The following is a 15815-nucleotide window of genomic DNA, read 5'->3' as shown; positions in this document are numbered from 1 at the left end:
GCGGAGATAGGGTATCACTTTACCAAGGAACTTCAAATATGCGATCGCGTTTAGGGAGCGCAAGCAGGGGTTCGGGTGGCAGACACGTACAGATCGAACCGAAAAGGAATTTGCCAACCTTTGGCGTCAGTACCGGGACGAAGGTTATCGTATTGTTGATTTCGAGCGCTATTCAACACCGAACGGTACACGCTATGGCGGCATCTGGGTAGAGAATGACTCGCGCTTTAGGTATAACCGCAAGGGTAATATCGACAGCATCATCGAAACTTACCGTAAAGCGAATAATCTACCAGGCATATCTGTGGCAATTATTCAGAACGGGCAAATGATTTACCGTAGAGGTTTTGGGTTCGCAGATGTTAACGATAACAAGGTTGCTCATGGCGAAACGATTTACAACGCTGCATCTGTTTCTAAAGTAATTGGCGGCACACTTGCCGCTAAATTAGAAAACGAACGTCGATTGCGTAATGGCGCAACATTTAATCTCGATCTCACCCGTCCAACATCAACCTACCTCACAAACATCACTAACGCCAATGGCAGCGGTACGGTCAGCTTACCGTCCTTTCATAAACATACTGTAGAGCAGTTGCTGTCACATCTAAGTTGCGTAGCCCACTATCCTGGCAATACAACACCCGGAATTTCCAACCAGACAACCCACTATACAACAGCGATCGCAGCGGTTCAGAAAATCTGGAATACTGGTTTAGTTACAAAGACAGCGAATGGCGGCTCCTGTACTATTGGCACAACTTGGTCATATTCAACCCCGGCGTTTACTTTTGTGGCTGCGGTGCTGGAAAGTGCCACAGGTCGCACGATTGATCAGCTGCTCCAGGATGAAATATTCACGCCCTATGGGTTATCAAGTATGCGCGTGCAGTACGCTTCATCAAGTTTGCCATCGGACTACGACCGGGCGAGTCCTTATGACGATGACAATAAAGAAGTGAGCTACACAGACAGCAGCTGGAAAGTCCTCGGCGGCGGTATTGAAACTGACGCTGTCGATCTGGCGCGCTTTGGCTGGAAGGTACTCAACGGAGAAATTTTGAACGCTTGCTGTTATGTCCAACCGCACAAACCATACGGTTGATGATGTGGCAACACTTGCAAACAAGATTGGTAACGAGGTGCTGAAATAGGCACGTTATACCAAATCAAATAATGTTTGCGACACATCAATATATTCTAGAGGTCACGGCAGTGCCGTGCCCCTACAATCTATCGCATTATTTTTTCAAATTGGTATTATTTTAACTCTTCCAGACTGTAGCTGAGACCAGGCTTTTTGTAACTAGCAACTTGGGTTACATTAATGGCCTGCTTGTGCGATGGGCAAGCTTAAGCTGATGGTACTTAAGAGTATAAAGTGAATGAATTTAGCTATCCGACAGTCTGTAGTTAGACAATTTTACTCAACAGAACTTAATAAACTTTACGATTTATCAGACTCGTTCTGTAATTTTTTTCCTGAGTGTCGAATTGCAAGCGTGCAGCTATTAACGCTATCTACTGATATGACTTTCAATTGTGTAGAGATTAAAAGAATTGAGCAAGATATTCCTCAGTCTGTAGCTAAAACTTATAATAGCCATTTTTGGTACTCTCAATACAGCCTCAGCAATCTGTACCTGGTAAAAATTCCTGTTGAATCATCTGATTCGTTTGCTCTTCTAATACAGGGGTATGTTGATGATGGATGGGACAATAGCGGTCGGTTTATAGAAATTTTTGATCAGCAGGGTGATTTTCTAGGAGCAGGTCGTTGTCACAATGAAGGTGTAGAGTGGCTTTCTCGACAACTTAACGGTCAGGACTTCTATACTCCGGCTCCTGCTTGGGTTGGTGATGAGCCTGGAGTTCAACTTGCATCAGAGCCAATTTGGTCTACTGAATTTCTCTCACAGTACGCTGTGAATATTGAGCATAAAGGTTCAGTTACCCGCTATATGCTTCCTGGGGAAGATTAGGAAAATTTTCAACCGTACCTTTGTATGGCTCGATCGTAAGTAGTGCGATCGCAATTGCACGGTAAAATCAACCGAGTGCTAAAACTATAAATATGAAAGCACGTTATCGTTACCGAATCTACCCAAACAACACCCAGCAGTTGCTACTAAGTAAACTGTTCGGGTGTGTTCGCGTAGTTTGGAACGACGCACTTGCTCATTGTTATCGATAGATGGGAGCCAACCAGTCAAACTTGTTCGTGCTGCGGATTTAGAGGCGGGAAGCTCAATCTTTCTATCTGTGAGTGGACTTGTTTAAACTGCGAAACCACCCACGACAGAGACATAAACGCCGCAGTCAACATCAAAGCCGCCGGAGGACATTCGGAGGCTCAAAACGGAAGTGGAGGAAAGCGTCAGACTACCGTAAAGGTAGCAGCATCCTGTGAAGCGTCAACCCACCAAGAATTCATACAGTTAAGCCTGTTTGAATAGATTGGAATCACCCTGGCTTTAGCCCAGTGAGGATGTCAAATAATTGATTTAACCTTAAGTCTTCAGTTGTGAGATTAGCGATGAAAGATAGACTGCAAATCCACAAAAAAGCTGACTCATCAACTTCTCAGTTAGAGTCAAGTCATTTAGTATCGCCCCAGTCTACGGACAAACCTAAACTTCGCGCTCATACACCGCTGACTCAGGTAGAAATTGAGAACCAAGAATTTCAACAGCACCAGATAGAAGCGACAAAATTACAAATCCAGGCAAAGTACGGTAGCCTCAGCCCTGAAGACCAAGAACGATTGACTGTATTGCAGGCGAAAATGAATGACTTCTTGCAAAATCAGAGGTCTGGTGTTGGTCATGACTTTGAGAAAATCGCCACAAATCGTCCTCAGCTCGCTGACCAATACGAGCCGGAAGCTGATAGTGCTACTTCTGTAGTCACGCAAATAAATACAGCTAGTTTACAAGACCAAGTATTACTAGCTAGAGAAAACTCACAACCTAAGGCTGAAGCAGAGAAAAAACAAAAATTTCTCCAAGATTATTTACTAGCGAAAGAATTAGTAAATGACATAGATGAAACCTTACCACCTGAGCAAATTTTAGAATTACTTTTTTACAAATTTAAAAATATTGGCTTTAACTACACAATGGTCAGTAAAAGCCATGAAAACCTTTTGAAAGGTACTAGAGAAGGTGATTGCCAAACATTAGCACGTGCTTTTAAAAAAGTAGCTGAGGAATATTTTGCCATTAAAAATATAAGTATTGAGAACACATCTAAACCATTTTTAAGTGAAACAGGAAAGATTCCATACCGAGGTAGAGAACCTAATTGTGATGATGGGAAGCGCTGGTTTTTTCAAAATCATTATTGGGTGACTTGGAACAACAAAGTTTATGATGTTCTATTTCTCAGCCATAAGAAAGCAGAAGCAGACATGGCAAGACAAGTAGACCCACTTAAGTCAATGCTGATGCCTGAAGAAGAGTACTATGAAACCGAAAAAGGCAAAGTAGTATATCCATATAAAGATAAATATTCCACGGCAGAACTTGCCATGTTTGAAAAGCTGAAAAACTTTGTCAAAAATCTCAGTAGATGGTTAGCCAAAGATATAAATGCGATCGCCAGTAGAATTCAGTCTCTATTTATTAGAGGCGCAAACACTAGCGAGTTCGATTCACTCATGCGGGAACTGCAAAACAATCAAATTAATGAGGCTACATCCAGCGAAAGTGAATGAGTGTAGATATTGATAGCATTCTGAAAGAAAGATTGATGCAAATCTAGACTTAAGTTGATAGCGGCGTAAATCTACCTGATGCCTCAGTTTCATACATTTCTTCTGCTCCTGCTGCCCCTGCTTACCAAAGCGGTCTACAGTGTACACACAAGTAAGAAAAATCTTCAATTTATCCCTAGAAGTCCCTGAAGTTGCAAGCCTGGGGCTAATTTACAAAGCCTGCTGAGGCAGGCTGTAACAGTTCTTTTTTGCATTTAGCCCACCTCCGTGGGCTTTGTTTGTTTAGCCTAAGGCTAGAAGCCTTAGAGCGATAGGACTGCTGCTGAAAAGGTCAGCAATATTTTCTTATCTCCCCTATTTCTCCCCGATTGTTTCTTAATTTACTAAATATCAAATTCATTAAAGCCATTGAGAAATGGTTTTAACTCAACTCTCCAATTAGGAAAAAGTACATGAACTATAAAACCAGTTTGTTACCCGCAGTGATGATATCTGTTGCGGCTATTAATACTCTTAGCGTGGCAACATCGGCGAATGCTGCTTCAGCAAATAACGGAAAGCAAGAAGCAGTTCCCGCCGTTTTAAGCGTCCGTCCGCCCTCTGAATATCCTGTACCGGAAAGACTTACCCAATATACACATACCATTGCTGATGCTACCAATCTCTCCATGAGAAATGAGCATTGTGCCACCATCTCAGGTAGTGATAGCGGATGGGATGACAGTGACTGCTTCTAATTATCAACCGCATATAGCCATTGCGACGGTTGAGGAAGATTTTCATGCCTATGCCATTCGGAAAACCTTGCAAGACCGTCACCAAGTCAAATGCGACATCATCGAAACTGACCGATTAGCTGATAGTGGTAAACTCACTTGGTCATCAACAGCAGCTTATGCACCAATTCTCCCCACTCTGGGCGGACAAGAATTAAATGTGCAGGAGCTAGATGTAATTTGGTGGCGGCGACCTAGTGGGAATTCGTGGAAAAAATCTCACCAATCTCAGCTACCGCCTGATGTAGTGGATGAGGCAGCCATAGATGTCATTTTAAATGATTGTATGGCAAGTTTCACTGGCATCATGCTCAACGAATTTCGGGGAGTGTGGATTAATCACCCTGATGTTAGCCGCAAAGCAGAGAACAAACTCTCGCAATTACGAGCAGCGCTGCAAGCGGGCTTACGCGTTCCCAAAACTTTGGTGAGTCAAGACCCGGAGATTATCCGCGATTTCTGTAGGGCTTTGAATAACCAAGCGATCGTCAAGACAGTCGCAGGTACAACTAAAGCCCCATTAACCACTCACCAGGTCAACGATGCTCTGTTATCCAGTGATCGGACATTACGATTATCGCCAGCGATTTATCAGGAAATGATTTCTGGTACTCGTCATCTGCGAGTGAATGCGTTTGGCGATCGCTTTCACGCAGCTTTAATCAGTTGCGATCGCCTGGATTGGCGTGTTCATCTGGATGAGGTAGTTGTAGAACCCTATCAACTGCCAAAGGAAACTGAGGCTGGTCTACATAGATTCATGACTATAATGGGTCTACGGATGGGCATCTTTGATTTGAAATTGGATGCCGACGGCGAACCTATTTGGTTAGAGGTCAATCCCCAAGGTCAGTTTTTATTTGTCGAAGGACTTTCTGATCTGAAGTTAGCAGATGCATTTGCCGATTTCTTGTTTCAAGAAGCAACAAGTTACACATCAGAATTTAAAACTCAGGAGTCAAACAAGCTACATATTTAGCTTTGAATTCTAAGTTTTGATAGCAAGATGTTATGGTTCAATGCGCGATTCAATTACCTTATAGGTTCTCCGCAACTTCGGGAGTAATTTAAGGTGCGATCGCGCAATATTTTCTGGATTTAGATCCCCGACTTTTTTAAAAAGTCGGGGATCTAGGCAGCAATTTTTGATTCAGTTTACCAAGGATTACCAACCATTGTGAATCCTGCCCAATAATAAGGATGGGATAAAGATTGATCGGGGCGATCGCCGTTTTCGGTAGGCAAAGGCAAACCCCTAATTGGTTCCAAACCTTGGATTTGACCGTTCTTGATGTAAACCTTTCCTTCTGCCATAGCTACTTGAGCTTGTCTTAAAGCTTCTGCTCGAATCGGTGCATTCCTCAAACTCTCATAAAATTTTGTCATCAACGCTGCTGTACCTACATCGTTGACTGTCCAAAGACTAGCAACACTAGTTTTTACACCAGCCAGTACAGCTAAACCAGCAAACCCAATCTCTGCTTCTTCGTTACCCAAGGCAGTACGGCAAGCACTCAGCACCATCATCTCAACTTGGGGTTCATTTAAGCGTAATTGTCGTATCTGGTTCAAACGTAACTTGTCTTCCCACAACTGAATATAAGAGTTACTCAAAGCGCCTGCATTAAAATCAGCATGGGTTGCCATGTGAATAATGCCAAACGGTTGTTGACGACGGATGGCTTTGAGATTATCTAAAGTTGCTTGTTTGTCTAACAGTAATTTACCCTGCCAGAGTCTCGACACTACTGTTGATAATTCCACTGGAACTGCCGGTAAAGGTTCTTGTCCTTGGGTACTTTGGGAAACTCCTAAGGCTAAAACTTGGGATTTTTTAATATCTGTATAAAGAGTATTGGTTAAGCTGAGACTGGGCATTAAACCAATACTATATTTTTCTACCAGGAACCCTTGACCATCATGAAGAGCTGCCATTGGAGTTGAACGTAAGCCAATGTCTGGAAGAAAAATTAGATTGTTGATTCCTCGTGCCTGTAAATCTGTTTCTAGCGGTGCAATTATCCAACGATAAAGTTGCTGCGATGAAGGTAAATAACTATTGCGACGACGATTTTGTGGATTCACAATTTGGTCGCGGAATTCTTGAGCTACTTTCAAAACATTAGTTTTTGTCGCATCTGAAATCCGCTTGCGTATGGGGTCGCCTTTTCCAGTTATTACCACCAGTTCTAGTTGTTCGGTGTTCTTTTCGGCTGCGGTATTCAACTGTTTAATAGATTTAATACCGCCTAAAATTCCACCTAAAAGTCCATCTGGTGGAATTTCTACAGGTACAAAACTAATATAGATAAATGCAGGTTTTACACCTGTAGCTTTTTCTATTTGAAGAGCAATCTCCTTAGCCTCATCCGGTGATTTGAGTCGCGGATTAGATATACCTAAATAGCCTGCAACCCTAGCTGTTAATTTATCTTCTGGAGTGGGGTTAGTATCAAGAATAGTAACATTATTCTTCGGAATGTTCGGGTTAGGGTTAATCGGTGTATTTTGATGACACTGGAAATTACAGGGGGGAACATTTGGAGTTGGAGTTGGTGTTGGGGTTGGCGTTGGAGTTGGTGTCGGGATTGGCGTTGGAGTTGGTGTCGGGGTTGGCGTCGGCGTTGGGGTTGGCGTTGGGGTTGGTGTTGGCGTCGGCGTTGGGGTTGGCGTTGGGGTTGGTGTTGGCGTTGGGGTTGGCGTTGGGGTTGGTGTTGGCGTTGGGGTTGGTGTTGGCGTCGGGGTTGGTGTTGGCGTTGGCGTTGGTGTCGGCGTTGGTGTGGGTGTGGGGATGACGTTGATTCCTATCTGGATCTGTGGTGAAGTGGAAACAACGTCATTCGCACTAATAGTAAAGGCAGTTAAAGAACCATTAGTATCTGTAGGCGGCGTATAAACTAAAGTATCACCATTCACCAGAGTAGTAACACCAGGAGCAACAGGAACACCATTGACAGTGAGACTACCTGTATTCACCGCATCAACTCGAATGGTAGTGACATCATTGTTCGCATCAGACACTACCGCCGCTAAGCTATCAAAGGTAAAGGTAACTGGTTGATTAGTTTGGGTATCAGGTAACGATGAAATTGCTGTTAGTGTCGGAGGGCTGTTGATCGAATTAATAGTTATGCCGCCAGGAGTTCCACTCGCCGTTCCCCCATTTGGTAAAACTGGGAAGGAATTTACTGTGGGATTTGCCAATATTACTGAACTTCCCCCAGCATTTAGTGCGCCTACTGTACCGTTTACACTGGCATCACCTACAATAAATGGTTTATTATTTGGGCCTCCATCATGTTGAATCGTGATAGTACCGCCTGTAGGAGGTGCAAAAGTAATATTTGGTTCACCAAGAATAATTCCACTAGTGGCAATCGTATCACCCCCAGCTATTGTTCCTAGTCCTTGAATTAATCCGTTAGTTTGGACTTGTGCATTACCGCCTTGAACAGTGCCGCTAAAGTCTGCTGTTGCCTGTGAGTTGAGAGTATTAAACTGAATTAGGCTGCCGAAAGGATTGGTAGTTTGTAGGTTGATACTACCACCTGTAGCCGTTGCACCTAAACCAAAATTTGTGGCGATCGCAGAGCTATCAATAGTAGTAGCAGTAATATTATTTCCAGTAGTTAAACTAACTGCACCACCTGTAGCAGTTGCAGATCCATCAGCATCCGTAGCGGTTGCTGAGGAGTTAATGGCACCAACGTTAATATTATTTGTGGCAGTTAAGTTAACAGTACCACCTGTACCTGTAAAATTGCCTCCTCCGGTTTTACTGACAGAAGAGTTAATTGCACCTGTCGTAATACTGCCTGCTGTAGTCTTTAATTGAACATTGCCACCCGCACCAGAGTTACTGAAGCTATTACTAAAAGAAGAATTTATCGTATTAGTTAGGATATCTCCAGTAGCATTTAAAGTTATTGCGCCACCACTGGCTGGGCTTGAAAATGAATTATTAGTACTAGTGTCGAGATTTCCCAAAGTAATCGCGCCATTGCTACTAGTAACATTAATATCTCCAGTTCCATAACCATTTCCACTGGCAATTATGTTACCTGCACTAATGTTGCCACTAGCAGACAAATTTACATTTCCGCTTTTACTAAAACTAGCAATTGTGTTGAAATTTCCCAGCGATAAACTGGCACCGGAAATAGTAATCGTTCCTCCATTAGTGTTGATTGTGTTGTTGGGATTAGCGAAAATTACAGAACCATTGGTTGAGGTTAGACTGAAACCACCGCTACTACCTAAATTTAATGTAGCCACACCAGCAGCAGTAGTTACACCTGGTGTATTGCCTGTGATGGTATCGATGGTAATGTTGCCTGTGGCTTGTAAATTAATGTTTGCACCAAATCCCAAAGCATTGAGCGCGCCCCAAGAAACAGTGTTTGGTGCAATATCTGCCAGGTTAGAGGGAATATTGCCAGCCGTACTATCAAAACTACCGCCTGATGGGGCGTCGATAATAGTTAATGTGCTGGGGTCGAGTAATAAAGTCCCAAAATTACCATTGGCTGCTGAAGTAGATACCAAACCATTAAAGGTTAAGAAATTTTTACCCGATACTTCAACAAAACCACCATTGCCGAGATTAGCTCCGCCACGAGCAGTAATCTTACCAAAAAACTGGGTTGTGTCGTTACCCCAAACAATAACCCGCCCCCCATTTCCATTTAAGTTACTATCGGCTGCAATTACAGATTTAGAATCTACATTAGTTTGATCTGCACTGGGCGCAGTTCCCTGACCTTTGTAATCGCCGCCAATCAGCACAGTACCGCCACCATTAGTGCCAGAGGCGTTAATATTAGCACCAACTAGTCCTACTTTTTTACCCAAAACATTGACTGTACCGCCTGTTGTCCCGGATGCATCGACTTTACCAGCAACAATGGTTGTACCAGAAGTATTGGGAATATTACTGTTGGAGCCTGAAACTTTCACAGTACCATCAGAATTGGCAGTTAACCCTGTGTTACCTACTGTGAGTAATTCTGGTAAAGAGGCAACTGGAATTGTCCAATCGTTTGGTTGATTGCTACTAGCAGCTAGGGGTTGAATTTCCAAGCTCAATAAGTTTCCTGGCTGGCTGAGACGTACCCAATTTTGTCCGGGTACGGATGTAACTAAGATTTGTCCTGATGGTGCTGAGAGTTGCCCAGTATTAATTACCGTTCCGCCTAAAAGGCTCAAATTCTGTCCAGTACCTACTCCCAAATTGCCAGCATTAATAATCGCTCCTGGCTGGCTCATAGTAAAGGCAAATCCCGTAGGATTGCCTACTAAAATTGAGTAGTTATTCGTGCCTATGGCATTAAACCAACTGTTGCCAAAGCTAATACCGTTGGCTGTTGTCGCTGTAAAAGCACCGGGGACATTTAAGCTAGCGTTGGGACCAAAAACAAATCCAGCCGGATTCATCAAAAACAGGTTAGGATTGCCACCGGTTACCTGAATTAAGCCATTGATAATGGAAGCATTTCCACCCGTCACCCGACCCAGGATATTTTGTAGATTGGGATTTGCTTGAAAGTTGGCGATTTGTTCTGGAGTTAGGCCAAATTGTTGAAAGCTGTGGAAGAGGTTAGCCCCATTACTAGATGTCGTACCACCAGTAATATCCAGTCTATTGCCATTAGGAGTAACTATCGTTCCTGTACCATCCGCTGCGGGTACAATTTGTTGCCCTTGAGCCATTCGTACTGGAATAGCTGCAAGTAAAGGAAGCATTGCTAAGCTAATATGCGGAGTTCGTAATAAGCACTTAAGCGCTTGATGCAGCACTGACCTATTGTTGAAGGGCTTAACTTGTAAGAGTTTCTGCTGCCGCAAGCTGAAGCGACCTGTGCTTAATTCGACATCAATTCGATATTTCTCAGCCAGTCCACGCCGTTGCAGTGCTTGAGTAATCACTTGTTGAGAACACAACAGCAGTTGCAACTTACCTGCTTGAGTCATATTCCCTGAATGTTGACGGTAATAGTAGAGTGGCTGTTTTATATGTCCTACTTGGGTAACTTCTGAAAGTCGCAAACAAAGATCGTAGTCTTCAGCGTAATCTGGCGCGCCATTGAGTCCATTTACTAAGTCGTAAACTGAACGGCGAATTAGGCGAAAGTGGAAGGTCATAAAATCCACTAGCAGTCGTTCCTTAGAGTAGGGAATGCGACAGCGATCGCCATATCCGATAACTTTACTGTTGGCGTCGATATTTAGGTAATCGGTGTAAACAAATCCGATTTCTGGGTGACGGTTAAGGAAAGCAGCAGTTTCAGCCAAGGCGGTGGGGGCTAGCAAATCGTCGCTATCTACCCAACCAATGTACTTTCCATGAGCCTGAGCGATCGCACCTTGACGAGATAACAGCATTCCCTGATGAGGTGCTTTCACTACGCGCACTCGCCCATCTTGCTGTGCATATTGCTTGGCGATCGCTACCGATCCATCAGTGGAGCCATCATCCCACACTATTAGCTCAAAGTCTTGCCATGTCTGGTTGAGGACGCTGGCGATCGCGTCCCCAAGATAACGCTCCCGATTGTAATTAGTGATGATAATAGAAATCGGCAGTGACATGGAAGTGCTCCGAAGTTTTTAACCTGTTACCAGAATATAATGCTAGTGGTTATCACTGAGGGGCCCTAGCTAAAAATTGTAGTTAAATACATCAATTCTTTTTAATGTTGCTCTCAAAATATGATATTCAAATATTACTGGGGCGTTATGGCATAATCCGGAGTCCAAACAGGCCAGGTCGTTAAGTGACACATCCCTACACAATGAAATGAGAAAAGTTACAAAAACTGGTCTTCAGACTCAAGCCCGCATTCAGCAAAAATTTATCTGTTTATTTCATCTGTTAGATAATCTGCGAAATTACCAAATTCTCAGTTTTAAGTGTAGCTTGCTCATTCTGGCATCGATGATTGCGATGAATGGGCTAAAAGCTATAGCGAGCGATCGCGATGTCAGCCGTTACCAAAAAAATACTGAGTTGAAAGTTGTGAGCTTTGAGTCCAAAAGCAACACTCCGGCTGTTGGCTTAGTAAATGAGTCTCAACCCTCTGATATTCGCTATACTGTACAACTCAACACCACAAAACCTTTATTAGTACAAACACCAGAGACTAACCCTTCTCAACAAGAGCCTTCACCAGTTAGCCAACCCACTCAATCCTCGCCAACCCCACCAGCAGAAACACCGTCAGTAACTCCTGAACGCATTTACGTCCGCAAAATTCGGGTTATAGACAGCACAGTTTTTAAAGAACAACAGTTAAATCAGGTTGTACAACCTTTTGAAGGCAGAGAATTGACCTTAGAAGAGATTAGAAAAGCTGCTGATGCTATTACCCAGCTTTACTTAAATAATAACTATATTAATTCTAGGGCGATTCCTGTAACTCAGCAGCCTGGAAGTACAGATGGTGTTGTAGTCATTCGCGTTATTGAAGGGCGTGTAGCAGAAATTGATGTAGAAGGAACGCGACGCTTAAATCCTTCCTATGTTCGCAGTCGCATCCGCTTAGGTGCAGGGATACCGCTAAATACTATTCAGTTAGAAGAGCAATTAAAGTTACTGCGACTCGATCCACTGTTTACTAATGTAGAAGCCAGTCTTCGTCCTACGGGTAAAGTCGGTCAAAGTATTCTGATTGTTAGAGTTGAGGAAGCAAATGCTTTTACCAGCAGCTTTAGCATAGATAACTATTCACCGCCTAGTATTGGTTCGGAAAGATTCGGAATAGAACTGCGCGATCGCAATATAACTGGAAATGGAGATGAACTAGCAGGCTCCTGGTATCACACTCTCACAGGTGGTTCTGATGTCTTTGATTTTAGCTATCAAATTCCCGTCAACCCGATGAACGGGAGAATACGCTTGCGATTTGCACCGAATCGCAACGAAATCACGCAGCCACCGTTCGACCAGTTGGGTATTAAAGCGAACCAAGATGTCTATGATATTAGTTTTCGTCAGCCATTAATGCGATCGCCCAGAGAAGAATTTGCTCTATCTTTTGGGTTTACTTATGAAGATGGTCAAACTTTTCTGTTCGATCAACTCCCAACCCCCTTTGGTATTGGCCCTGATATCAATGGAGTCAGTCGCACGAGTGTTTTCAAATTTAGCCAAGACTATGTTAGGCGCGATCCTCAAGGAGCCTGGTATTTACAATCGCAATTTAGTTTAGGAACTGGCTTATTTGATGCCACTATCAATCAAGATCCCATTCCTGATGGCCGTTTTTTCAGTTGGCTGGGACAAATTCAGCGCGTACAGCAGCTCAATGAAAATAATTTATTACTCATGCAAGCAGAGTTGCAACTCACACCAGATAGTCTTCTACCTTCCCAGCAATTTGTTATTGGTGGTGGACAGTCTGTACGCGGATATCGCCAAAATGCCCGTTCTGGAGATAATGGATTTCGTGTGGCCATTGAAGATCGGATTACAGTGGAACGTAATGAAGCTGGTTTGCCTAGAATCGAGCTAGCACCGTTTCTAGATTTAGGAGCAGTTTGGAATCAATCTGATAATCCTAATAAGCAGCCCAATCAAACCTTTCTGGCTAGCGCAGGCTTAGGATTATTGTGGAATCAAGCTTTAGGGATAGACCGGATGACTATGCGCCTTGATTATGGCATTCCTTTTGTGAATTTGAGCGATCGCGGTAATAACGCCCAAGATGATGGCTTTTACTTTAGTATTCGCTATCAACCGTAGAATTATTCAATCTTCTCAATTTTTGATATTTGCTATTAGTTATAATCGCGAAAATTGTGGGTACGCTAAAAGTATACAAAACCTGCAAAATCTTATATTATTTTTATTCTCAATAAGATGGATAGCAATGCTCAAGATTTCAGCCAACCTAAAGTAATTCCACCATTACAGGTAGAAATACTTGTAAAACCAAAAGATGCCAGCTTATATATTAAACAAGCTTACAATCATTTTGCACAGGGAGATATAGAGGGAGCGATTGCAGATTTCAATACAGCAATCTACATTCATCCCAACAGCGCTGAACTTTACACAGCACGAGCTAATTTTCGCAAAAAGAAATTAGGCGATCGTCAAGGCGCATTAGAAGATTACACCCAAGCTATATATATTAATCCTCATAACGCTTTCTTTTATTATTGGCGCAGTCAAATCTACCAAGAATTAGGTAATCAACAAAAAGCAATTGAAGATTACAATGCAGCAGTGACTTTGGCTCCAGAAGGCACTATGTATTACTTAATTTGACAATCATGCCTGCCGATTGCCTATTACGCATTTAAAGTATATAGGTATAACCGAATATTCAGGATTAATCATCAAAATAAGCAATCACAGTTGGAAAAGCCCGATTCTGTCACATAAAATAGGATAACTATTTTCTAAAGTTTTCAACTTTAAGAGAGCTAAAAAATTATGAGATTGAAAAGATGGAAATCTCCTTGTCTAGAGGAAAGGAACGATAAAGGTAAAGGTGGTTCAGCAAGAAAGCGGTAACTTAAAAAACAAAGATAGATGTTGCGACAAAGGTTAAAGGAAGAGAAAAAAGCAGACAATACTAAAAACAATAGTAAAGCAGAAGATAAATTTATCTTCTGCTTTACTATTTTGCTCAATGACCAATGACGAATAATTATTAAATAAAGTTACATTTACATAAATTGTAATGATTTTATGAAGAAAAAACAAACTAATTATGAATTAACCATGAAGTTTGTACACATTTTTGGGAAAAGCCTAGTGTCGTATCCGAAAATTAAATTTCATATAGCTATGTCGTTTAAAGGACATATTTGTTATGAACCAAAGGTTTAACTCAAATAGTAATTTACCGAATCTAATTCTTGCGTTTGTCGTTGTTGTGTCTATGCTTGGATTGTTAGGGTTTGCATTTATTGATGAGAGTACTAGGCCTGTCTTTATAGAAGTAGCAAGAGTTAGTGTTGCTGCTTATTTAGGGTATTTAATCCCTAATGGTAAGTAAAGCCCCGTTGTTTAACAACAAGGCTTTACATAGGTTTTATTGTGTTTTATCAGCTTCTAGTGCTGGTAACGCTAGAAGCTTCTTACTTGATTGTACAGAATATGATGATAGTGTTCTATTAGGTTTCTGTAAAGAAGTTAAAACATTTTGTTGATGAGAGCTAGATTAAAACTAATGCCTAAAGAATATTAATCAGAGATTTGCTTATAAAATTGGGTGCAAATAACAATTAATTTGTCTTGGATTTTGCAATTACTAACTGTTTGCTAAGATTTTCCGAATATCCTTCAGTATTAAAAATAAATGTAAAGGGTCAGTAGGACTAGGTTCAAAATCAAAATTTTCATACCATCTTAATGCTTCATGATCTTGAGCATGAACTAGCAAAGCACGAATACCTAAAATATCTGCTGCTGCATTTACACGTTTTAAGCAGTCCTTTAATAAACCACTTCCTATTCTCTGACCTTGAAAATCTTTGCTTACCGCTAGACGAGCTAAAAGGGCTACAGGTATAGGATATTTAGGCAGTCCCTTAATAATGCGAGGTGGCGCATCTTTATGAATTACAGAGGCTACAGTTAGAGTGTAATAACCAATTACAGTATTATCTAAACACGCTACATATGTTTTTGAACTATCAGACTGTTGATTTTGTAAAGCATAATTAATTAAAAAGTTATTTAAAGCAGGCTTCCCACAATCAAAGTCTTGAATATTATGGGAAGCTGATAATTTATCAATATATAGACTGTTCACTAGCGACAAGTTACTCAAATACGCTTGGTTCCGTTAATAAACGACGCAAACGAGGTTTTTCTGTGGATGGAGAGTCAAGAGCGTTTTGAAAAGCTTGCCATTGCTCATCATCTAAAACAAAGAGCTTGCGATTTGTTAAAGCATCTTGAGCAGCAATTAAACCATGTTCTAATAAAAACTCACTAACATTTTTATGGCTTGCAGCAGCAGCTTGCTGCAACAGTTTTTTAACACTAGAACTAGTACGGATATCGATCCGTTCAGTTCTAGGCTCACTTAATTGACTCATAATTTAAATTTAGATCTGTTTACTGTTAACACCTAAGTTAGCATACACACATTGTCCTGACAACAGGAGAAATTTCTCCACAAGGTAGTTCATCATGTATGCATCACTACGGTTACGTGGTGAGCTTGAGAAGCTAAGGGTGAGGCATAGGAAAACCCGTAGTACTTCACCTCGATATCGCTCAAGAAAATAGAAATTAAAAAGCGCCCTCCCGATAGGAAGAGCGCTTTTAACTCACACAGAAGCTATTGTTGATTTCTCAGAAATTAACC

General features: G+C 41.9%; 12 protein-coding genes. 9 read left to right on the top strand and 3 right to left on the bottom strand.

Annotated elements, in window-relative coordinates; translation table 11 throughout:
* Positions 1-13 precede the first annotated feature (13 nt).
* The 6 genes from BV375_RS24730 to BV375_RS24700 all read left to right on the top strand — a co-directional run bounded on the left by BV375_RS24730 (position 14) and on the right by BV375_RS24700 (position 5470).
* Positions 14-1105, top strand: coding sequence for a serine hydrolase (locus BV375_RS24730; RefSeq protein ID WP_086765427.1), 1092 nt, complete (start codon positions 14-16; stop codon positions 1103-1105).
* Between the two features lie 280 nt (positions 1106-1385).
* Positions 1386-1982 carry a hypothetical protein gene (locus tag BV375_RS24725; RefSeq protein ID WP_086765425.1) on the top strand — a complete coding sequence of 199 codons (597 nt, stop codon included), beginning with the start codon at positions 1386-1388 and terminating at the stop codon, positions 1980-1982.
* A gap of 192 nt (positions 1983-2174) precedes the next feature.
* A complete protein-coding gene (locus BV375_RS24715; protein ID WP_208099185.1) occupies positions 2175-2456 on the top strand; it encodes a zinc ribbon domain-containing protein in 282 nt (93 codons plus the stop codon).
* Positions 2457-2536: 80 nt separating this feature from the next.
* Positions 2537-3715, top strand: a complete 1179-nt coding sequence (locus BV375_RS24710) for a hypothetical protein (protein ID WP_086765424.1) — start codon at positions 2537-2539, stop codon at positions 3713-3715.
* A gap of 452 nt (positions 3716-4167) precedes the next feature.
* Positions 4168-4452, top strand: a complete 285-nt coding sequence (locus BV375_RS36225; RefSeq protein ID WP_134075817.1) for a hypothetical protein — start codon at positions 4168-4170, stop codon at positions 4450-4452.
* Positions 4400-5470, top strand: a complete 1071-nt coding sequence (locus BV375_RS24700; RefSeq protein WP_166507521.1) for a hypothetical protein — start codon at positions 4400-4402, stop codon at positions 5468-5470. The genes BV375_RS36225 and BV375_RS24700 overlap by 53 nt, the downstream gene beginning before the upstream one ends.
* A gap of 176 nt (positions 5471-5646) precedes the next feature.
* Here BV375_RS24700 and BV375_RS24695 read toward each other — a convergent pair whose 3' ends face one another.
* On the bottom strand, positions 5647-11079 hold the full coding sequence (locus BV375_RS24695) for a CHAT domain-containing protein (protein WP_086765418.1): 5433 nt from the start codon (positions 11077-11079) through the stop codon (positions 5647-5649).
* A gap of 208 nt (positions 11080-11287) precedes the next feature.
* Between BV375_RS24695 and BV375_RS24690 the strand changes: the two genes are divergently transcribed.
* The 3 genes from BV375_RS24690 (at position 11288) to BV375_RS36220 (ending at position 14495) form a co-directional block, all read left to right on the top strand.
* Positions 11288-13231 (top strand): ShlB/FhaC/HecB family hemolysin secretion/activation protein, encoded by a 1944-nt coding sequence (locus tag BV375_RS24690; protein ID WP_243714038.1) that lies wholly within the window; start codon positions 11288-11290, stop codon positions 13229-13231.
* Positions 13232-13348: 117 nt separating this feature from the next.
* Entirely contained in the window at positions 13349-13759 is a 411-nt protein-coding gene (locus tag BV375_RS24685) for a tetratricopeptide repeat protein (RefSeq protein ID WP_086765416.1), read from the top strand.
* A 550-nt stretch (positions 13760-14309) separates the two neighbouring features.
* Positions 14310-14495 (top strand): hypothetical protein, encoded by a 186-nt coding sequence (locus BV375_RS36220; protein ID WP_143842201.1) that lies wholly within the window; start codon positions 14310-14312, stop codon positions 14493-14495.
* Between the two features lie 255 nt (positions 14496-14750).
* Here BV375_RS36220 and BV375_RS24675 read toward each other — a convergent pair whose 3' ends face one another.
* Both BV375_RS24675 and BV375_RS24670 read right to left on the bottom strand, forming a co-directional pair.
* On the bottom strand, positions 14751-15254 hold the full coding sequence (locus BV375_RS24675; RefSeq protein WP_086765414.1) for a GNAT family N-acetyltransferase: 504 nt from the start codon (positions 15252-15254) through the stop codon (positions 14751-14753).
* 10 nt (positions 15255-15264) lie between these two features.
* The gene (locus BV375_RS24670) at positions 15265-15543 is read right to left on the bottom strand and encodes a DUF1778 domain-containing protein (protein WP_086765412.1); all 279 of its coding nucleotides are present in this window, start codon (positions 15541-15543) and stop codon (positions 15265-15267) included.
* Positions 15544-15815 lie beyond the last annotated feature (272 nt).

This window comes from Nostoc sp. 106C (assembly GCF_002154725.1).
Taxonomy (GTDB): Bacteria; Cyanobacteriota; Cyanobacteriia; order Cyanobacteriales; family Nostocaceae; genus Aulosira.
The sequence above is the reverse complement of the archived record's forward strand: the minus strand, read 5'-3'. Positions and strand labels throughout refer to the sequence as shown.

Excerpts from the sequence above, each read along its gene's own strand:
- BV375_RS36225 (WP_134075817.1), top strand. The coding sequence starts at position 4,168 with ATGAACTATAAAACCAGTTTGTTACCCGCAGTGATGATATCTGTTGCG.
- BV375_RS24695 (WP_086765418.1), bottom strand. The coding sequence starts at position 11,079 with ATGTCACTGCCGATTTCTATTATCATCACTAATTACAATCGGGAGCGT.
- BV375_RS24725 (WP_086765425.1), top strand. The coding sequence starts at position 1,386 with ATGAATTTAGCTATCCGACAGTCTGTAGTTAGACAATTTTACTCAACA.
- BV375_RS24685 (WP_086765416.1), top strand. The coding sequence starts at position 13,349 with ATGGATAGCAATGCTCAAGATTTCAGCCAACCTAAAGTAATTCCACCA.
- BV375_RS24710 (WP_086765424.1), top strand. The coding sequence starts at position 2,537 with ATGAAAGATAGACTGCAAATCCACAAAAAAGCTGACTCATCAACTTCT.
- BV375_RS24670 (WP_086765412.1), bottom strand. The coding sequence starts at position 15,543 with ATGAGTCAATTAAGTGAGCCTAGAACTGAACGGATCGATATCCGTACT.
- BV375_RS36220 (WP_143842201.1), top strand. The coding sequence starts at position 14,310 with ATGAACCAAAGGTTTAACTCAAATAGTAATTTACCGAATCTAATTCTT.
- BV375_RS24690 (WP_243714038.1), top strand. The coding sequence starts at position 11,288 with ATGAGAAAAGTTACAAAAACTGGTCTTCAGACTCAAGCCCGCATTCAG.